14 protein-coding genes are annotated in these 21,554 nt (G+C 46.2%); 10 read left to right on the plus strand and 4 right to left on the minus strand.

Annotated features, from left to right (window positions below; translation table 11 throughout):
• Nucleotides 1–80: 80 nt before the first annotated feature.
• Entirely contained in the window at nucleotides 81–1,517 is a 1,437-nt protein-coding gene (locus WJM94_RS07025) for an IS1182 family transposase (RefSeq protein WP_444493534.1), read from the minus strand.
• 435 nt (nucleotides 1,518–1,952) lie between these two features.
• Here WJM94_RS07025 and WJM94_RS07030 point away from each other — a divergent pair, with 435 nt between their 5' ends.
• Genes WJM94_RS07030 through WJM94_RS07040 form a run of 3 tightly spaced genes read left to right on the plus strand, consistent with a single transcriptional unit; the run spans nucleotide 1,953 to nucleotide 4,928 of the window.
• A complete protein-coding gene (locus tag WJM94_RS07030; protein WP_444493535.1) occupies nucleotides 1,953–2,900 on the plus strand; it encodes an HlyD family secretion protein in 948 nt (315 codons plus the stop codon).
• A gap of 4 nt (nucleotides 2,901–2,904) precedes the next feature.
• Nucleotides 2,905–3,831, plus strand: coding sequence for an ABC transporter ATP-binding protein (locus tag WJM94_RS07035; RefSeq protein ID WP_444493536.1), 927 nt, complete (start codon nucleotides 2,905–2,907; stop codon nucleotides 3,829–3,831).
• Nucleotides 3,828–4,928 carry an ABC transporter permease gene (locus tag WJM94_RS07040; protein ID WP_444493537.1) on the plus strand — a complete coding sequence of 367 codons (1,101 nt, stop codon included), beginning with the start codon at nucleotides 3,828–3,830 and terminating at the stop codon, nucleotides 4,926–4,928. Before WJM94_RS07035 ends, WJM94_RS07040 begins: the two co-directional genes overlap by 4 nt.
• Nucleotides 4,929–4,987: 59 nt before the next feature.
• On the opposite strand, the gene WJM94_RS07045 is transcribed toward WJM94_RS07040, so the two are convergent.
• Entirely contained in the window at nucleotides 4,988–5,359 is a 372-nt protein-coding gene (locus WJM94_RS07045) for a hypothetical protein (RefSeq protein ID WP_444493538.1), read from the minus strand.
• Between the two features lie 292 nt (nucleotides 5,360–5,651).
• Nucleotides 5,652–9,920, minus strand: a complete 4,269-nt coding sequence (fdhF, locus tag WJM94_RS07050; protein ID WP_444493539.1) for a formate dehydrogenase subunit alpha — start codon at nucleotides 9,918–9,920, stop codon at nucleotides 5,652–5,654.
• 190 nt (nucleotides 9,921–10,110) lie between these two features.
• Between fdhF and WJM94_RS07055 the strand changes: the two genes are divergently transcribed.
• The 5 genes from WJM94_RS07055 to copI all read left to right on the plus strand — a co-directional run bounded on the left by WJM94_RS07055 (nucleotide 10,111) and on the right by copI (nucleotide 17,647).
• The gene (locus tag WJM94_RS07055; protein WP_444493540.1) at nucleotides 10,111–10,536 is read left to right on the plus strand and encodes a hypothetical protein; all 426 of its coding nucleotides are present in this window, start codon (nucleotides 10,111–10,113) and stop codon (nucleotides 10,534–10,536) included.
• Between the two features lie 305 nt (nucleotides 10,537–10,841).
• Nucleotides 10,842–12,149 (plus strand): TolC family protein, encoded by a 1,308-nt coding sequence (locus WJM94_RS07060; RefSeq protein WP_444493907.1) that lies wholly within the window; start codon nucleotides 10,842–10,844, stop codon nucleotides 12,147–12,149.
• 2 nt (nucleotides 12,150–12,151) lie between these two features.
• Complete coding sequence (locus WJM94_RS07065) at nucleotides 12,152–13,867, plus strand: efflux RND transporter periplasmic adaptor subunit (RefSeq protein ID WP_444493541.1); 1,716 nt, start codon at nucleotides 12,152–12,154, stop codon at nucleotides 13,865–13,867.
• 2 nt (nucleotides 13,868–13,869) lie between these two features.
• A complete protein-coding gene (locus tag WJM94_RS07070; protein ID WP_444493542.1) occupies nucleotides 13,870–17,010 on the plus strand; it encodes an efflux RND transporter permease subunit in 3,141 nt (1,046 codons plus the stop codon).
• Between the two features lie 64 nt (nucleotides 17,011–17,074).
• Nucleotides 17,075–17,647 carry a copper-resistant cuproprotein CopI gene (copI, locus tag WJM94_RS07075; RefSeq protein WP_444493543.1) on the plus strand — a complete coding sequence of 191 codons (573 nt, stop codon included), beginning with the start codon at nucleotides 17,075–17,077 and terminating at the stop codon, nucleotides 17,645–17,647.
• 52 nt (nucleotides 17,648–17,699) lie between these two features.
• On the opposite strand, the gene WJM94_RS07080 is transcribed toward copI, so the two are convergent.
• Complete coding sequence (locus WJM94_RS07080) at nucleotides 17,700–19,034, minus strand: ferredoxin reductase family protein (RefSeq protein ID WP_444493544.1); 1,335 nt, start codon at nucleotides 19,032–19,034, stop codon at nucleotides 17,700–17,702.
• 212 nt (nucleotides 19,035–19,246) lie between these two features.
• Here WJM94_RS07080 and blaCARB point away from each other — a divergent pair, with 212 nt between their 5' ends.
• Entirely contained in the window at nucleotides 19,247–20,098 is an 852-nt protein-coding gene (gene blaCARB / locus WJM94_RS07085; protein ID WP_444493545.1) for a CARB/PSE/RTG family carbenicillin-hydrolyzing class A beta-lactamase, read from the plus strand.
• Nucleotides 20,099–20,412: 314 nt separating this feature from the next.
• Complete coding sequence (locus WJM94_RS07090) at nucleotides 20,413–21,507, plus strand: sensor domain-containing diguanylate cyclase (protein WP_444493546.1); 1,095 nt, start codon at nucleotides 20,413–20,415, stop codon at nucleotides 21,505–21,507.
• Nucleotides 21,508–21,554: the final 47 nt, after the last annotated feature.

A 21,554-nucleotide genomic window follows, 5' to 3' on the forward strand; every position in this document is an offset into this window, starting at 1 on the left:
TCAGATTGATGACGAACCCCACTTTTAAGGTGGGGTTCTGTTTTTTTTGCGGCCGCAGGCCGCGATCGCGATATTTTTTGTTAGATAAACTCTAGAGCGTTAGTGTTCTTAAATTGGCGTATATAAGTGAGGATTTGCGCTATTTCACCTCGATTTAGGCCGAGTTTACGCAGAGTGCTCACCACCAACGCTATCTTCTTGATGTTTTGAGCAGCCGCCGCCAACCAGCACTGCATCTGCACCTTGGCTAACCCTCGAAAGCGAGCGTATCGATGACCGTGATGTTGTTTTGCATCGGCGAAGCTTCTTTCTACCGTTTCACTTCTCCGCCTGTAGGTTTTCTTTCCATAAGCAGAGAGCCGCATCTGGTTGGCTCTATCCATGGCCTCCGTATAGATATGCCTCGTGATGACCTTCTTCATGTTTTTACTTTGAGTACAGTCATCACGCATTGGGCAGAACGCACATTCTTTAGGGTCTGAGTGATACTCTCGGTAAGCGCCGCGTGACGTCGTCTTGTAGATAAGGTCCTGTCCGTTGGGGCAACGATAGCTGTCTTTTTCTTTGTTATAGATAAAGTGTTTCTTCTTGAAGGCATTCTTTGTGCGTGATGGTCGGCGATAGCCGAACACGCCAAGTATCCCTCGGCGCTCAAGGGATTCAGCAACAGGGGCCGTGAAGTAACCGGCATCAAGACCAACGGCGATAGGATTGAGGTTAAACTGTTCAAGCGTGTGGTCGAGACGGCAGATATAAGGCTGGGAGTCATTGACATTCCCCGCGGTCGCATGGGTATCAACGATGATGCCATGCTGACCATCAACCGTGCGATGGTCGAGATAGAAGAACCCTTGCGGCTTATTGTCTCGGGTCATGAAGCCACTTTCTGGGTCAGTCGTACTGCTCTTCGTGTTATTAGCTTTCTGCTCAGAAGTTCGTTCTTTAAGTGGCTTCTTTCCCTCTTTTGCTCGGTCTAGTGCAACGTCTTCATCCAGCATATCTAAATATGCACTCGCTCGGACTGCCGTTTGTTTATTGGTGTGCTTGTTTTTGTTCGCGTTCGCTTTGAGGTGAGTGCTGTCAGTAAAGAGCTCTTGTCCAGCGACTAAGCCTTTAGCCATCGCTTGTTGAACGATGTTAATAAAGATACGTTCGAAGACATCCGTACCATTGAAGCGACGGATACGGTTTTGACTGAGTGTCGAGGCATGGATGACCTTTTCAGTGAGGGACATGCGGAGGAACCAACGATATGCGACATTCACTTCGATTTCTTTGACAAGCTGACGCTCGCTTTTTACGCCGAAGATGTACCCCAGTAGGATAATTTTGAATAGGCGGACAGGGTCTACAGGTGGTCGGCCATTGTCTTTGCAATAGAGGTGGGCGACTTCATCACGAATGAATTCAAAATCGATAGCAGAGTCAATTTTACGCACAAGGTGGTCTTTGGGAACAAGTTGTTCCATCGTCACCATTTCAAGTTCGTATTGTTGTGGAGAAGGTTCTTGAAGCATGTCGAGGTATCCAGATTTCGATACTCCTATTAGATCAAAGGACTAGCCTGATGGCTAGTCCTTTGTCAGCAGTCTGAGCCCAACCGCAAGTTGGGCTTTCTGAACTGAAACCTTCTACTTAGACAGACCGTAAATATCAGCCATCTCACTGATCCCGTTTGATTGTGGCAGCGTCCTCGACTCACTCCATTCAGAAGTACAAAATTTCGATCGTGCTCTCGATTCTTTCACTTGACTAAGCCGCCGCAGTGTTAAGTAGCTAAGTATCTATATTTAAAAAGAATAGTTTGGAAATTACGTGCTAAGATGTAGTAAAGTTTTGTCATTCAGGGAATCATGCGATTACATGTGATGAACTTATACATTGATCTCCCTAATTGACCGTCAGCATACCCAGGTTTTCTGGCCAACCATCTTTCGAGGACGCACCGCATTATGAAGCGAATTATATTTGGCACGTTAATTATCGCCCTTCTGACGGCATGCTCAAAAGACAACACCCATCAAGCACTCGGCACCCTGGAGCGTGACCGCGTCACCTTCACTGCAACATCAAACGAGATTATTCGTGCCCTACCCGTCAAAGAAGGCAGCCAAGTCAGTGAAGGAGAAATTCTCGTTCAGCTCGACACCAAAAATCAACAAGCGATACTTGCTCATGCTGTCGCGGAACAAGCCAAAGCCGAAGCGTACTTATTAAAGTTGACTAACGGGGAAAGACCAGAAGACATCGCCGCAGCCTCAGCAGTCGTAGCAAGAGCCGAAGCTCAACTGACAGAAGCTCAGAAAAACTACCAGCGTAAAGCCGAGCTAGTCCGTAAGAAGCTTATTAGCCAATCGGAGAAAGACTCAGCGCTCGCATCGAGAGACTCCGCCAGAGCTGAGTTAGATTCCGCAAAAGAAGAGTTCAGCAAACTTACTGCGGGCTCTCGACCAGAAGATATCGAGCAAGCTAAAGCCGAACTGATGGCAGCAAAGGCAGATGTAGCACTGCAAGAGCAAAAGCTGGCCGAGCTAACCATTACGGCCACTCGTGAAGGCACCTTGGATAACTTGCCCTACAATCTGGGAGAGCGCGTACCTGTTAACGGCGTGGTTGCGGTGATACAGGCAAGCCGCGTCCCATATGCACGTGTTTACGTCCCGGCAGATTACCGTATCAATTTTGTGCCGGGAAAATCAGTCACCGTTAACGTCGATGGTTTAGATGCTCCTTTGCAGGGAACCATCCGTTGGGTAGCCAGCGAGCCATCTTTTACCCCTTATTTCGCACTTACGGAAGAAGAACGTTCTCGTCTGATGTATCTGGCCGAAGTTGATTTACCTGACTCAGCAAAATCACTGCCCTCTGGCGTCCCTGCCCAAGTAGATTTGGTGGAGTAACCCGATGACAGAGTACGCGATTCAGGCGCAGAATGTGGTCAAGAAATTTGGTGACTTTACCGCGATCAACAACATCACATTAAATGTCCCTAAAGGCTCAATTTATGGCTTTTTAGGACCCAACGGCTGCGGTAAATCCACTACGATCCGTGTGCTAACTGGCTTACTTAGCCCCACAGAAGGCAGTGTCGACGTACTTGGATTAGAAATTCCCAGACAATCAGAAATGCTTCGGCTTAAGATTGGCTACATGACACAAAAGTTTTCCTTGTATGACGATCTCTCGGTGCAAGAAAACCTCGAATTCATCGGGCAAATATTCGGCTTGGATAGCAAACGTCTCCATACGCGAATTGAAGAACAGTTAAAAACCTACGGTTTGGATCAACTGCGTAAGCAGCGTGTCAGCGGAATGAGCGGAGGTCAAAAACAACGCCTATCTCTCGCTGCCGCAACAATGCATGAGCCTGAACTTCTGTTTCTTGATGAGCCAACGTCTGCCGTCGATCCTGAAAACCGCCGTGAGTTTTGGGAGCAACTTTTCGATCTGTGCGATAAAGGTACAACTATCTTAGTCACCACGCATTACATGGATGAAGCAGAACGCTGTCATCGTCTCGCAATCATGGAATCAGGTGAAATCCGCGCCGATGGCGAGCCCGAACAGCTAATGGAAAACATGGGCGTGAACATTATCGAAGTCAAAGCAGACAAGCTGAGAGAGTTAAAAGAAAAACTCATTCAGCGAAAAGAAGTTCGCTCTGCCGCACAGTTAGGTATACGTTTAAGAATCCTCATCCACCAGCATATTGAGCACCCAATAGATTGGCTGAAGCAGACGTTTCCAGAGTTACAAAATGCCGAAATGAATCATGCTCGCCCAAGCCTGGAAGATGTGTTTGTCAGTGTGACAGGAAAAGGCCGCCAATGATCAAACCAATTGCCCGAATGAAAGCCGTGATGATTAAGGAAATTCGCCAGCTTTCCCGTGATCGAATTACATTTGGGATGGTGGTGATGATCCCGCTCATTCAGCTATTGCTGTTCGGGTTTGCGATCAATACTGACATTCGCAATATTCCTGTCGGTGTCGTTGATCAAAGTGGCAGTACCGCTGGACGTATCATTACGCAATCAGTCAAAGTTACTCAAGTCGTTGATATAAAAGAAACGTATGCAACCGCTCAGGAAGCAGAACAAGCGATTCAGGATGGACTTGTACGTGCTGTTCTGATTTTACCGAGTGATCTCACACAACGGATGATGCAAGGGCGTGAATTAGGCCAGTGGATTGTAGACGGCTCTGACACCATGATCAGCTCAGCCATATTATCTTTGCAAACCATGCCTTTGACCGATTTTGACTTCGAAATAAGACCAGAAGTGACCAAAACGTTCGAAGTCGCGCTTTACTACAACCCAAGTCGGCGCTCAGCGGTGAATATTGTTCCGGGACTATTGGGGGTCATTCTCACCATGACGATGATCTTATTTACCAGTGCAGCCATTGTTCGTGAGCGAGAGCGCGGCAATTTGGAGCTTCTTATTACAACGCCAATCCACTCCATTGAATTGATGATTGCGAAAATCGTCCCGTATATTTTCGTAGGATTGATCCAAGTGTTTATTATTTTGGGCTTAGGGCACTGGATTTTTGGCGTGCCGATTAACGGAGCCATTAGCCAAATGCTGTTTGGTACGTTGCTGTTTATTGCCGCCAGTTTAACTTTAGGATTAGTTATTTCTACCATCGCGACAACACAACTTCAGGCAATGCAGATGACCGTCTTTATTCTGCTACCATCGATTCTGTTATCTGGATTTATGTTTCCTTACGAGGGAATGCCTGTGGCTGCACAATGGATATCAGAAGCATTACCCGCAACCCACTTTATGCGAATGATTCGTGGCATTGTGCTGCGCGGCGCTGACTTAGTCGACTTGTGGCGAGATACGTTATGGCTAATCGGATTTACGATATTTGGGCTGCTGGTTGCTTCACTAAGATTTAAGAAATCTCTTGATTAGCAGGCTAGCTCTAGAGCTAACTAACCTCAAAGTGCTTGTTCCAGAACGAAAGGCATAACCTAATAATACTCACCCATAGAGCAGTCTCTTATGTCGGAAATAAGGTAGTTGTTTAATGAGTTAATTTTGAAACTAAAGACCACTTCTTTACACATCATCCCTTGTTTATCGCTGTAAGTGATAAAACCCTCACTGTAAGCTCTCTTACCGTCAGAAGATTTAATACGGGCAGCGAGTTCTAGGTAGCCATTGTGAGATTCAACTCTGTGCAGAACCTCGAAAGTGTCTATCCACTCTTCACGGTCCGCCATTTTCATCAACATTGACTCTGCTTGCGATTCCAATTTCCTCGGGTAAACATAATAGCGGTTGTATCCAAAATATGCGCACATCAATAAAAAAACGACGGCTAATGAGGTTGTTCTTGTCATGCAAGTGCCTCTTGTTGTTATAAAAACTCAGTGCTGTAACTTGAGTATAGGTACTCAGCAAAGTTTAGGTTAAAGAACTTACCTGAATAACAGAGTATCGTCAGAAACAGTCAAATCTCTGACAATCTCAGCGTGAATGAGTAAGAGAGCTATCACTGACGCAAGTTCGAGCAAAACTGCGCCTCGTGCGAGAAATCGGCGGGAGAATAACAAGAGGACGGGAATCTAAAAGAGATTCTCCGCCCTTTTTAATCAAGATTATCGAATACCAAAGCAGATCGACGGCTTTGGTTTAAACAGAATGAATACGCTCCGTTGATTTTTTTGTTTCACAAACAGTTTCAAGCACTTCAACTTTCACCGCTGCGACCTTGAACTCAGGAATTTTCGCATGAGGATCCGTTGCCGTCGTTGTCAACCGGTTCACTGGCGATTCAACAAAATGGAATGGGATAAACACCACCCCTTTTTGCATCCTTTTGGTAACAAAGGCATCGATCTCAATACAACCACGGCGCGTCGATATTTTCAGGCGTTGACCATTACTGATCCCTAATGCATCCGCATCTTCCACGCTGATCATCGCTCTTGGCCCCGCGAGATTATCCAGCCCTTTGGTTTTTCTTGTCATCGTGCCCGTGTGGAACTGCTCCAACACACGACCAGTCGTCAGTACCAAAGGGTATTCTTCATCTGGCAACTCAGCAGCGTAACGGAACGGGATGCCCACCATTTGCCCTTTACCGCGGGTAAATTGGGTCTGGTGCATAATACGCGTTCCGTTCGGGTTATTTTTATTGCTTGGCCACTGTACACCATCAGGCGTAATGATATCCCAGCGCAATCCGGCATACTGCGGGGTTACGCGAGCAATCTCATTAGTGATTTCTGATACACAGCGGTAGTTCCAGTCGCTACCCATCGCATTGGCGATTTCCTGAATGATCCACCAATCTTCTTTTGCCTCTCCTGGCGCAGAGACAACTGCATTCACACGTTGCACCCGACGTTCGGTGTTGGTGAAATGACCTGACTTCTCTGCAAACGAGCAAGAAGGAAGAACCACATCAGCGTACTGAGCCGTCTCTGTGAGGAAGATATCCTGCACCACCAAAAAGTCCAACGCTTCCAAGCCTTCAATCACATGAGCCTGATTCGGATCACTCAATACTGGGTTCTCACCCATGATATACATGCCACGAACTTCACGTTTGCACGCCGCGTCAATAATTTCAGTTAGGGTTAACCCCGGCTCGGCAGGTAAGTCTGGTGCATTCCACTCAATCGCAAATTTCTGACGAACCATCGGGTTATATACTTTTTGGTAGCCCGGATAACAGTTCGGCAACGCTCCCATGTCGCACGACCCTTGCACGTTTGATTGGCCCCGCAATGGGTTGATACCGCCCCCTTCAATGCCAATGTTACCGCACAGAAGCTGCAGGTTTGCAACCGAACGGACGTTGTCATGACCAGTCGTATGCTGCGTGATACCCATGGAGTAATACACGGCGGTACGATTCGCCGTCCCAATCATTCGAGCCATAGCGAAGATATCGTCTGCTTTTACGCCTGTTACCAGTTCTACTTTGTCCAAGTTGTACGCAGGCGACATCACCTCTTGCAGCAAGGTATCAAAGCCATCGACACGCTCTTCAATATATTCTTGATCATACCAGCCATTTTTGATGATCTGCTGCATCACGCCATTAAGAAGCATGACATCAGTGCCCGGACGGTGCGCTAAGTACAGCTCGGCATGTTCAACCATATCGACACGTTTCGGGTCAGCCACAATCAAACGCGCACCGTGATGACGAATAGCCTGTTTGATGTGAGAAGCGATAATCGGGTGTGCAGACGTGGTGTCAGAACCAATAATAAAAATCACATCTGAGTATTTAATACTCGGGATATCATTGGTCATCGCCCCGCTGCCTAATGACGCTTCTAAACCTGTGACACTGGATGCATGACACAATCGTGCGCAATGGTCGACATTATTGGTGCCTAGTTCGCGGCGAATGAATTTCTGAAACGCGTAATTGTCTTCATTAGTGGTTTTTGCCGAAGAAAAACCAGCCAGCGCATTACTACCAAAATCTTGTTTGATGGATGAAAGCTTCGCTGCCACCAGTTGAATGGCTTCATTCCAGCTTGATGGTTGTAGCCATCCATCCTTACGAATAAGCGGAGTGGTTAACCGCTCTTCACTGCTAATGAAGTCAAAACCAAAGCGTCCTTTTACACACAGCATGCCTTGGTTAACGGGAGAATCTGCCCCTTTGACATAACGAATTTTATTCTCTGCTTCATCAACAAACATGGTCAGCTTACAACCAACACCACAGTAGGTGCAGATTGTATCAACGGCTTTTAGATGTTCGGTCCGACCTTGAGAACGATCCCTACTATCCACCATCGCACCAGTTGGGCACGCTTGAACGCACGCGCCACATTGCACGCACTTCGAGTCTCCCATGAGCGTTAATCCACTCTGTTTGTCCCCTTTATCATCAGGACGAAAACGTGGACGGTCATCAGGTCTTAACGCTGGTCGGCCATTTTTATTCGATACAAAGCTCAACACGCCATGAACCGCTTGCTCACGACAAGCTTGAATACACTGACCACAGCTAATGCAGCGATTAGCATCGAATTCAATAAACTCCGAACTGCGATCGACTTGGTACTTATGACGAAGATCTTTTGCTCGTAAATCGAGCCAATCCTGATGGTCAACCACGTGTGTTGTGCGCACTTTTGAGGCGCTATCAAATTTCTGCTCGGCTTGATATTCCGTTGAGTAATCGCGCAAAGCACAATCAGTATTAGCCTGACAACCACATTCAAGGCAACGTGCGGCTTCTTTCATCGCTTCTTCATTGTTGAAGCCGAGTTCGACTTCATCAAAACTCTGCTCACGCTGTACCGGTGTCAATTCGGGCATGATCGTACGAGCGATTTTTTGAATATTTTCGAAATGGATAGGATCCACATACGCTAACTTCGGCTCTTTGCGCGAGTTAAAAGCAGGCTCCGGCATATCCACCATGTCGCCATTCAGGAATAGGTCGATCGCTTTTGCTGCCACGCGCCCGTCACCCACTGCCTCTACCGCTGTTGCAGGGCCACGACGGAAATCACCAATGCTGAAGATATTGCCCGTGCCAGTATGCATGGTTTTATCATCGGATTCTGAAGTGTCCCAACGAGTCAAAGGAATCGACAATTTATCGTTTTCTAAAAAGCTCAAATCGGGTTTCTGTGAGACCGCGGCAATCACGGTATCGAACGCTTCAGTGAAAAACTCACCCGTAGGTTTAGGACTACGACGACCTGAAGAATCAGGTGCACCGAGCGCCATTCGTTCTAAACGAATCGCACTAACACGCCCGTGTTCATCGGTAATATTTTCAGCAGGATTTGTCAGGAAGTGGAACTTAACACCTTCATGTTCAGCTTCAACGATTTCATAGTCTTCTGCTGGCATCTCGTCTCGGGTTCGACGATAAATTAACGTGGTGTCCGCACCCGCACGACGAGCAGTACGCGCGCAGTCAATCGCCGTGTTACCACCACCAATCACCGCGACTTTTTTGCCTGTTACGTAGTGCTGGTCGGTAACGTAATCCTTCAGGTAGTCAACGCCCAGATAGCAACCGTCTAAATCGCTTCCCGGATAGGCCATTTCAACCGCTTTAGACGCTCCTACTGCCAGACAAACGGCGTCATAATCTTCACTCAACTGAGAAAGGGTGAAATCATCGCCAAGCTTCTTATTGGTCTCCACTTGCATTCCGTTACGGCACATCAGTTCGATTTCTTTATCCAAAATATCCTTCGGCAAACGATATTCCGGGATCCCGTAACGAAGCCACCCACCAGCTTTAGGCATCGACTCAAAAACGGTAACATCATAACCTTCATTAGACAGGTAGTAACCCGCAGTTAAACCGCCCGGCCCGCTGCCTACTATAGCAATTTTCAGATTTTTGGAAGGTTTCTTATCTGGCACATAAGCTTCGTAAGAGGCCAAATCCGCATCAGCAGCATGGCGCTTCAATTGGCGAATGGCGATCGGCTCGTCCACTAAAGAACGACGACATTCAGTTTCACAGAAGGCCGGGCACACACGTCCAATAGATAAAGGCATTGGCAGCGTACGTTTGATCACCTCAATCGCTTTTTGATGATCATTTTGCGAAATATGATAAAGGTAAGATTGAATATCAACGCCGGCAGGACACGCCGTTTTGCAGGGGGCTTCACAGTCCGCGTAATGATCCGTCATAATTCGGTTCAACGCTTTTCTTCGGTGCTCAGTCAGTTGTTCTGATTGCGTGACCACATTTAAGCCATGGTACACTTCCAGTTCACAAGCGCGCTTTGTACCGCCGCTTTCTACCTCAACGACACACAAGTCACATGAAACTTTTTCATTACTTTTGTTCATTCCGCAAAGTGACGGGATTTCTACCCCACACACTTTTGCTGCTTCAAGAAGAGTAAGTCCTTTCTCTACGATTCGATACTTTCCATCGATGACAATTTCAATCATGAGCTCCCCGAAGTAAGCACAATAAACCATACATTTAACAAGGATAAATCTTAAGACAATATGTTCTTGTGACTGATTACTCACTAAATACATATTTATCATCAAATATTAACTATTGACTTTACCCTTAGGGTAACCTTTATTATTTAGAGGTTATTTGAATTCATACAATCATTTTTCTGGGAAGAGTATGCGTCTGAAACCATTGCATACATTGTGGCTAACATTATTTACAACGCTGATACTGCTGGTATCTAGCGTGGTAAACAGTGCACCACTAATGGACCTAAAAATGATGCAGATGCAGATGCAAAATAACAACATGTTATCTGCTGAGACAGTAGTAAACGCAAATGAACATTGTGGTACCCATAGTATGGACATGGATATGTCTGCAACTGAGCACACCACTTCTCTAGAGATGACAAATGGCTGCTCTGACGGCGAGGGCATGGTTCACAACTGCTGTACCAGCGCTTGTTCATTTGTTTTTGTTTCACTGCCCGTACCCGAAAACCAACCCTACCAACTGGCTTATCTTGCCACCATAAGTCTTGAGACTGTTGAGCCTATTTTACAAGGCAGTCACGATCTGTATCGCCCTCCCATCGTTTAATCCATTTAAAGCATTCGACCCTGCTTAACTCTAGCAGGTTGTTTAATTGCGCCTGACGGTTGGTCTACTCACCTACTCGACCCTTACGATCGTTGTTAGCTTCAATCGTAACGAACTGACGTTATAACGTTGTCCGAACCTCCGGCCACTACCACTCCCGTATCGACACGTACAGCTATATGCGTTGACGAGCGAGTTTGGTGACAATTTGGATGAAAACGATGGAACTCAACCCAAATAGCTTTGTGAAAGCAATGTGTTCAATAACACTGGTTGCCCTGCCGACTTTCAGTGTCATGGCACACATGCCCTCAAATTCAAAGACAAATGAGGCATCTTTAGCTCAGTCGACCCAAGAACTGACGACACTCATCAGTGTTGCATTAAACAACGATGGGAACCGGAAACAGTTCTTTGCTCAATCTGAAGCCATGCGCGAAAACGGCGTGGCAAGTGCAACGCTGATGGACCCGAAATTAAAAGTCGGATTTAGTGGTTTGCCTGTCGACAGTTTTAAGTTCGACGAAGACCCGATGACCAATATCTCCGTTGGTCTAGCGCAACAATTTGAACGAGGCTCCACCCTCGATCTTCAGCAAAAGAAAGCCAATCAACAAGCTGATGGTTTATCTCTGAAAGTACATGCGCGAGAGCTGGATGTAGCGAACAGCATAACGCAACTATGGCTTGAACTTGGTTACCAACAACAAGCTGAACAGATCATGTTGGAAAATCGCCGTTTGATGAAGGAGATGGAAAGCTTCATTCAAACCAATTACTCGATTGGCAAAAGCGAAGCTCAGGATCTGCTCAATGCACAGCTACAAGTCAGTAAGCTGGATGAGAAATTGCAGGCTAATGCGCAAATGCAGCGACGTTTAATCTCCCAGCTATCTGAATGGCTAGGTTCAGACTGGCTTATTAACTACTCGCAACAAGGCAACCCATCGCTGCAAGCCAGCAACCAATTGCAATGGGATTTATTGAATCAGAAGCTTCCTTCTGACTCAGATACAACTAAACACTACCAGCTACTGAGCCAGCATCCAGTGGTAAAAATGGCCGATGTCAGTATTTCAACCAATCAAACTCAAGTTGAAATTGCCGAACAAGCTTATACGCCACAGTTTGGGGTAGAAGTTGCTTATGCCTACCGTCAGTCAAACGACATGAGAGGTGATCCCGCCTCAGATTTGCTTAGCGCTTATTTAACAATGGATATTCCACTGTTCACTGGCAATCGCCAAGACAGAAACCTCGCTGCCGCTCAATATCAGGTTGGGGCAGCCCGTTCGCAAAAAGATACGTTATTGACTCAAATGAATGCCAAAGTGAACACACTTTTAGTCGACCGAGCCAATTTAACTCAGCGTTTAGAGCGTTATCAATCCACCCTACTTCCACAGGTAAAAGCCCGTATTCGCGCAGTAGAACGTGGCTATCAGAACAATACGGCACAGTTTAACGACGTGATCATAGCAAGTACTGACGAACTTGCGTTGCAGCTTGAACAGCAGCGCTTAATTACTGATTTAAATGTTGTAAACAGCAACTTAGCGGCATTGCTGGGTGGTTTTGAATATCAAGTATCAGCACCGGAATTAAGGAAGTAGAAATGAATTCGAATTCTATCAAAATCGCAACCATCGCTTTACTGGTAGGCAGTGTTTTAGGTTTTGGCATCAGCCATTTAAATTCTGGTGCCAATCATGTACTCATGGCGGCTGAGGATAACGCTTCAAATAGCTCAAACGAACCGCTTTACTGGGTCGCACCAATGGATCCGAACTACAAACGCGACAAACCGGGGAAATCGCCAATGGGGATGGATTTGATCCCTGTGTATGCTGAAGACCTCGCTGGCGAGCAAGACAAGCCCGGTACGGTCAAAATTGACCCTTCAGTAGAAAACAACCTCGGGGTTAAAACCGCCCAAGTGACGTTAGAAAAACTATCCCCGAGAATTGAAACCGTCGGTTACATTGCCTTCGATGAGAGTAAGTTATGGCAAACGAACGTTCGTGTTTCTGGTTGGGTAGAAAAACTCTACATCAACGCTGTAGGGGAAAAAGTCAATAAAGGCGACGTACTATTCACGCTCTACTCTCCTGAACTGGTTAAAGCTCAAGAAGAGCTGCTAAACGCCTACCGGACTGGTCGCAGCGGTTTAGTTAAAGGAGCGACAGAGCGTTTAGTAACGCTCGGCGTGGACCGCTCACAAATCAATGCGATAACTCAACGTGGTAAAGCCTCCCAAACTATCGCTATTAAAGCACCAGAAGACGGAATCATCGCGAGCTTAAATGTGCGAGAAGGCGGCTATTTATCGCCAGCCCAAGCAGTGATAAGTGCTGGTCCTCTGGAGAATGTGTGGGTAGATGCGGAAGTTTTTGAGCGTCAGGCTCATTGGATGAAAGCCGGCAGCAATGCAACCATGACATTAGACGCGATCCCGGGAAAAACGTGGCAAGGTAGCGTGGATTACGTGTATCCAATTCTTGATCCAAAAACCCGCACTCTGCGTGTACGTCTCAAGTTCCCAAACCCGAATGGCGAGCTTAAGCCAAACATGTTTGCCAACATCGCCTTGCAGCCTGTGAGTGACGATACAGTGCTGACCATCCCTAAATCATCCGTTATCCGTTCTGGCGGTATGACCCGCGTAGTGCTAGCAGAAGGCGACGGAAAATACCGCTCTACCCGAATCAAAGTCGGTCGTGAAGCCGACGACAGAACCGAGGTATTAGAAGGCCTGACTCAAGACGATCGTATAGTGACTTCTGCGCACTTCATGCTGGACTCAGAATCAAGTCAGACCGCCGATCTTTCTCGTATCTCCGCACCACAAGAATCAACCGCCGCAACGGCTTGGACCAAAGGCGAAATTACTGACGTGATGAAAGACCATCGCATGCTGACAATAAACCACCAGCCCGTACCAGAATGGGATTGGCCAGGAATGGTGATGAACTTCACCTTCGCGAACGGTGTTGAAATGGGTGATCTGCAAAAAGGCCAAATAATCGAATTCGAAATTCAAAAAGCGGATTCAGGCCAGTATGAAATTGTTGATTACAAAGCGGATGGCAGCGTTGTTGCAACTGACGTGTGGCTAACTGGTGACATCAGCATGCTCATGGCCGATTTTGGCATGATCACGTTAAATCACATGCCGGTTGCGGAGTGGAACTGGGATGCGGGTGAAATGAACTTCACCGTCGGTGATGAAGTTAACCTGTCTGGCTTCAAAGAGGGCCAAAAAGTCCGGTTTCTAATTGAAAAACAAGGCTCTGACTACGTGTTGAAAAAACTAGAAGCGGTTGAGGGTTAACTATGATTGGAGCAATTATACGCTGGTCAATCAATAACCGATTCATGGTATTGATCGCAACCTTAGTCATCGTCTTATCTGGGTTATATAGCGTAAAAAACACCCCTGTTGATGCGATTCCTGACCTTTCTGACGTGCAGGTCATCATTAAAACCAGCTATCCTGGTCAGGCACCACAAGTGGTTGAGGACCAAGTCACTTACCCCCTAACCACAGCGATGCTGGCTGTTCCGGGCGCAGAAACGGTACGTGGCTATTCATTCTTTGGTGACTCGTACGTTTACATCATTTTCAATGATGATACCGACATGTACTGGGCACGATCGCGAGTATTGGAATACTTAAGCCAAGTCGCGCCTAAGTTACCGCCAAATGCAAAACCGACATTGGGCCCAGATGCAACAGGTGTGGGCTGGGTATACAGCTACGTGTTGCAAGATAAAACCGGCCAACACGACCTTGCAGAACTTCGCAGTTATCAGGACTGGTTCTTAAAATATGAGCTTCAAACTGTCGATGGCGTTTCTGAGGTAGCTACGGTTGGCGGGATGGTCAAACAGTACCAGGTCCAAATCGACCCAGCGAAACTGCGCGCCTACAACCTCACGTTGCAACAAGTAAACATGGCGATCCAAAACGGCAACCAGGAAACGGGCGCGTCCGTTGTAGAAGTTGCCGAAGCGGAACACATGGTTCGAACTACTGGTTACTTAGCGAGTATCGAGGACATTGAGTCACTACCACTTAAAGTGACCGATAAAGGTACACCGTTGCTACTGGGAGACATCGCAGACATCAATATCGGCCCACAAATGCGTCGCGGCATATCTGAGCTTAACGGTGAAGGTGAAGCGGTCGGCGGTGTCATTGTGATGCGCTATGGTGAGAACGCGAGCAAGGTTATCAGCAAAGTCAAAGACAAGTTGAATGCCTTGCAACAAAGTTTGCCTGACGGCGTGGAAATTGTCCCAACCTATGACCGTTCAACTCTGATCGATGCGGCAGTAGATAACCTATGGAAGAAACTGGCAGAAGAGTTCATCGTGGTAGCGATTGTATGTGCCTTGTTTTTGTTCCACATTCGTTCGTCGTTGGTAATCGCACTGAGCTTACCGGTAGGCATTTTGGCGGCATTCATTGTTATGCACTCGCAAGGCATTAACGCCAACATCATGTCGCTTGGCGGCATAGCGATTGCAATCGGGGCTATGGTGGACGGGGCGATTGTGATGATCGAAAACGTTCATAAACACATAGAACGAACACCACTTACGGACAAAAACCGCTGGCAGGTGATTGGCAAAGCGGCAGAAGAAGTGGGCGCTCCCCTTTTCTTCTCATTGCTTATCATCACGCTAAGTTTTGTTCCGGTGTTCGCACTGGAGGGACAAGAAGGCAAAATGTTCTCACCGCTAGCCTTCACCAAAACTTACGCGATGGCATCTGCTGCGGCCTTGGCTATTACGCTTGTGCCTGTATTAATGGGTTACTTTATTCGCGGTAAGGTGCTTCCTGAACATAAAAACCCGGTTAACCGCAGCCTTGTGGCACTCTATCGTCCTCTGCTAAACCTGAGCTTAAAGTATCCGAAAGCAATGATCGTGCTAGCATTAGGTTTGTTGGCGTCAGCTTATTACCCGACCAGTAAGCTTGGTAGCGAATTTATTCCACCACTGGATGAAGGTGATTTAATGTACATGCCTACCACGTATCCAGGTATTTCTATCGGTAAAGCGCGTGAGCTGGTCCAGCAAACCAACAAGCTGATTAAAACCGTTCCGGAAGTCAAAACCGTGTGGGGCAAAATTGGTCGTGCGGATACCGCAACCGACCCTGCACCATTAACGATGATTGAAACGGTTATTCAATTCAAACCTCGTGATGAATGGCGTGAGGGCGTTACAACAGAATCTTTACGCAAAGAATTTGACGATCTGATTCAGTTCCCTGGATTGACGAACGCTTGGGTTATGCCAATTAAGACTCGTATCGACATGCTGGCAACCGGTATAAAAACCCCTATCGGGATAAAAATTGCTGGTCCTGATCTGAAGGAAATCGAAAAAATTGGCGCACAACTGGAGCCAATTCTGAACAACGTGTCTGGCACCGCTTCAGTGTATGCGGAACGTGTCGCCGGCGGACGCTACGTAACGATTGATATTAAACGCCGTGCGGCTGCGCGTTATGGACTTAATATCAAAGATGTTCAGCAGGTTATTTCCACTGCGGTAGGCGGAATGAATGTCGGAGAGACTATTGAAGGTCTGGAGCGTTACCCAATTAACGTCCGTTATCCACAAGACTACCGTGATTCGGTGGTGAAGCTACAGAACTTACCGCTAGTTACACCTAATGGCGCGCGTATTGCACTCGCTGACGTAGCAGATATCCGTTACGAAGATGGCCCACCGATGATCAAAACCGAAAATGCGCGTCCGAATGGCTGGGTATTTGTGGATATTGACGGTCGCGATCTCGGCTCATATGTTGCTGAAGCGAAACAAGAAGTGACAAATCAGCTTGTCTTGCCTCCGGGTTACTCACTGGCTTGGTCTGGTCAGTATGAGTACATGGAGCGAGCGAAAGACCGACTCAGTGTGGTGGTGCCGATTACTTTGGTGATCATAATGATGTTGCTCTACTTCAGCTTCCGTCGCGTCGGAGAGGTATTGATCATCATGCTGACTCTGCCATTAGCGATGGTGGGTGGATTGTGGTTGATGTACAGCCTCCATTACAATTTCTCCATCGCCGTGGGGGTTGGATTTATCGCTCTCGCGGGCGTAGCGGTGGAGATTGGGGTCATTATGCTGGTTTATCTCAACCAAGCCTGGCACCACAAAAAACTGGACGCCGAAGAAAAACGTCAACCACTGCAACTTAACGATCTGACAAATGCCATTCGCGAAGGGGCTGGGCTGCGCGTACGTCCGGTGATGATGACCGTACTCACTGTCATTATTGGTCTGATTCCAATTATGTACGGCGAAGGAACGGGTTCCCAAGTAATGCAACGCATTGCGGCACCAATGATTGGTGGTATGGCCTCAGCCCTATTACTGACTCTGCTGGTGCTACCAGCCATCTTCAAGCTGTGGAAGCAGCGTGAAATCAAACCAAACCAAGGCCTAGAGAAATAAACCGCAAGCGCTAATGTGGAAATAGCATTAGCGCACAACCTTATTGATAGTAAAGGAAATCAACATGAAAAAGACATTAATCACACTTGCTCTAACAATGGTCACGAGTAGCGTATTTGCGCAGATGGATAGCTCAACGATGAACCACGACACTATGGATCATAGCAATATGGATCATAGCAATATGGATCATAGCTCTATGCAGATGGACCAAACAAAAATGGATCACTCCAACATGGGCGGCATGACAGCAACATCAGCGGTAGGTATGCCAGCAAATGGCGCGAAACCAGACAAAGTCGTGCACGTTATTTTGAGTGATGACATGAAAATCACCTTCAAAAAAGAGGTAAAGATCGAGCCAAATGATGTCGTCCAGTTTGTGGTGATGAATACAGGGAAAATAAACCATGAGTTCACAATCGGCTCAGCCAAAGAACAGCTAGCACATCGTGAAATGATGAAGAATATGTCTGGTAATCATATGCATGACTCAGATAACGCCATTACAGTTGAACCAGGTAAAGCGAAGCAGATTCTGTGGCATTTCCACGGTGACAGTGACGTTGAGTTTGCTTGTAACATTCCAGGCCACGCCGAAGCAGGAATGGTGAAAAAAGTAAAGTTATTACCTTGATAACATGAAAAGGAGCGGATTTCCGCTCCTTTTACTCACAAGATTGGGATGATTACCTCATCACAAACAGCTCTTCATGATAATGATGCTCTGTATCGAATCGAAATTTATCTAACTGCCGTTTCAGTGTTTCAGAAAACGCTTCAGGCCCACAGAAATACAACTCATAGTCAGATAAATCACCACACTTGTTCGCTATGTGTTCTGCATTTAGCCTTGGGGAAACCTGAGTATCAATAACACTCAGTTCAACCTGTGCTTGATGAGCAGAACGCCAAAGTTCGTCGACTAAGTAGCTGTCTAATCCACGCGAGCAATAGAATAAATACACTGGCTGATGCGATTTTCGCTCTTTCAATGAAGCAAGTATTGCAAAGAAAACCGCAATGCCTACGCCACCGGCGATCCATATCTGAGGCTTATTGACATCAAATGCCATACGTCCATATGGACCTTCTAACGCCACTTCATCACCGACTTTTACTCTTTCACATAAACCAGTCGTAAAATCCCCCAGTTCTTTAATCAAAAAGCGTAACTCTGGCTCACCATTTGCCGACGCGATGGTAAACGGGTGCGGATCTTCATTGCCAAAACGAACATAAGCAAATTGCCCAGCAATGTGCCCTTTCCATGTGTCACTCGGTGTCAATACAAGCTCAGTAACTCGAGCTTGTGGGAAAAAACGAGTCGATTTAACTTTCATACTGTGTCGGTTCGCACTCCCGACCCGACCTAATAAACTGTAAATAGCCGCTGCAGAACCAATCAACGCAAACAGTATCGATGCATAGTAAACAGGGTCACCCCAGTATGATCGTTTTATGAGTAATATCGAGTGAACAGCAATCATCAGATAGATTGCCGACATTAATCGATGGGAAACTTTGAAAGGTTTATATTTCACAACCGACCAAAGCGAGATGACAAACAATATGAGCAATAGGTAGAAGCCCCATTCACCGATACTTAGACCAAAATCTCGTAAATCCGTTATCCAAACTTCCCACATAGATAAGTTGTGCCCAGCGGGTCCTGCCCCACTATGTTTTACTGGTTTCTCTAATACACCTGACTCTACGAGCCATTTTGGCACTTGAAACAGTAGCCAATGCACTATGCCTAAGCTAACGCCCGATATACCTAACCACTTATGTACTCGATAAGCTTTGTCCATCCCATTCACCCATTGCTCTATAACAGGTAAGCGCAGCGCTAAAACCATGGAGATAGACATTAAAGCAAGTGATATAACACCTGAATATTGAATCAGCGCTGAGCGCCAGTAAAAGAACTGGGTCGATGACAGCAATTCTGGCTCGCTCATGAACCACAAAACAGATAGAGCAGCAACAATACCCCAAATAGTATTCCGTACCGTTTTCATTTTTATTACTCCGCCACTGACAACCATTTTATTTTAGTGCGACATCCGTAAAGCAACGTCAACAACAGTAAAGTTGAGTAAACTCATTATTTGTAAGGAATCCTACAGAAAATAGACAGGGATTTAACAGTCTATCAAGCACTCCATCGTTATAGTTTCGGTTGATTTCGCCATAGTGCGATCCAGAATGAAAAAACAAAGATGATCACTCAATGAAAAAGTTATTTTTTTTGATGTCCCTAATGGTCTGCTCACCCTTAAGTCATGCATCCAAATTACATGAAGACATTTCTCTTCTGGAGCAGCAAATCGTCGGACGCATCGGAGTCTCCGTCTGGGATACTCAGACTGATAAACACTGGGCCTATCGTGGTGACGAGCGCTTTCCTCTGGTGGGTACTTTTAAGACTTTAACCTGCGCAACTATGCTAAGTGAAATGGATAACGGCGCGCTTAGTAAGAACGCCACAGTAGCTATCGAAAAAAGCAATATTGTGGTGTGGTCCCCAATCATGGACAAACTGGCTGGACAAAGTGTTCGAACAGAACATGCTTGTGAGGCTGCAATGTTGATGAATGATAATACCGCTGCGAATCTAGTATTGGAGCAAATAGGAGGACCGAGATCGGTAACTCTCTTTCTTCGCAGCATCGGGGATAAAGCGACGAGACTAGACAGAACTGATCCGAGATTTAAAGAAGCCACAACAAATGACAAGTTGGACACCACAACACCTAACGCCATGGTAAACACTCTAGAAACGTTGATAGACGGTGATGTGCTTTCCTACCAATCACGTGTTCAGTTAAAAATTTGGATGCAAGACAACAAAGTGTCGGATTCACTAATGCGCTCCGTTTTACCGTCAGGTTGGTCGATTGCGGATCGCTCTGGTCCGGGTGGTGATGGATCTCTTGGCTTAAACGCCGTGATTTGGAAAGAGAGTCATAAACCGGTTTACATCAGTATTTACATCACCGAAACCGAATTGTCTCTGCAAGCAAGAGAGCAACTCATCGCACAAATTAGCCAATTGATCCTATACGACTACAGAAATAGCTAATGATGAAACCTCATAGCCCTTCCAGTATTGCCTCTTTCTAGTTAAAGAAGGGCTTTTTATTGCGTCAGACTATCCCACATTACTTATCTTCTATCCCCATCCCACTATTTACAGAAAACCAGCACCTCTAATGAGTTCCTCTAACTTTTGAATTTCTACCGCTAGGTGAAGTGATCCAGTGCTCAGTTTTAAACCATAAAGACGCAAAACTGGCAATAATTTAATCACACTTTATTCAACTGACGTATTTTCTCTTGAAAATCTCTTTGCGTTACTTATTGTTTAAATGAAGTAAATGCCTGAGGAGATGGCTATTGATATTTGAACGAACTTTTTCCCCAAGTGACCTATCTACACAGAGCATGGATAGTCCAATCTGTTTGCCCGTAGGCTTTGTTCACTTTTTGGCTCAGTCAGAGACGTTACAACAAGTGCTCGATACTGTAGCCGAATGGATTAGTCGCATCTTCGAATCAGACCGGGCCAGTATCACTTTGTATGAAAATATCGACTATCTAAAGGTCTACTCTTTTTCTGGAAACAAAGCGATTCCTACTGATTTTCTTGTGCCAATTAATCAGTCAGTTGTTGGGCGCGTATTCAGAAATAAGCAGTTAATCATATGTGACGACGTTAGCCAATCTGACGATGTAGATTGTGTCATGCTGTCTTCGAATGGCATGGGTACTTGTATGGACGCGCCTTTGATGCATGGCAAGTCTTGTTTAGGAACATTGAATGTTGCCCATCAAAAGACTCACTTTTACACCAAAGAACAAGCGTCTCAATTGCAATGTATTGCAAACTGGATTGCACTAAACATCGCTTTGCATGTTCAGATCATGCAGATGGAGCATCTCGCGAAAACCGATGACTTAACTGGTATACCAAACCGAAGAGAGTTCATTCGTGAAATTGAGTGTCGTCTTTCTGAATATCGCACCCAAGGGATAAAGTTCCACGTTGCGATTTTAGATTTAGACCACTTTAAGCAATTAAATGACAAGTTCGGTCATGATGCGGGAGATAAGTCTCTGATTCATGCAGCAAACACCATAAAAGAGCACATACGCGATTACGACTTGCTCGCCCGAGTTGGGGGAGAAGAGTTTGCTATCGTACTCAGAAGGCATTCATCCGAAGAAGCGCTAGAGACATTAGAGACGATTCGCAATGCCTTAGAAAGCACCGTCATTAACCACTCAGGTCTTGATATAACTATTACCGCTAGTATTGACGTGACCCAAGTATGCGGAATGGATAACGCACTCGAGCCCCTAATTAAACGAGCAGACTTAGCGCTATATAAAGCAAAAGAAACGGGAAGAAATAGAGTTGAGGTAAATCAAAGCGAACATCAAAGCATATCTGAGAATAGCCGATACGCCTCAACGAATAAAAAAAGGTAGCGACCTAAAACGCTACCTTTACCCCTACATTTACTAGCACCTTAGTG

Origin of the sequence: Vibrio sp. YIC-376, assembly GCF_052353105.1 — a bacterium.
GTDB lineage: Bacteria > Pseudomonadota > Gammaproteobacteria > Enterobacterales > Vibrionaceae > Vibrio.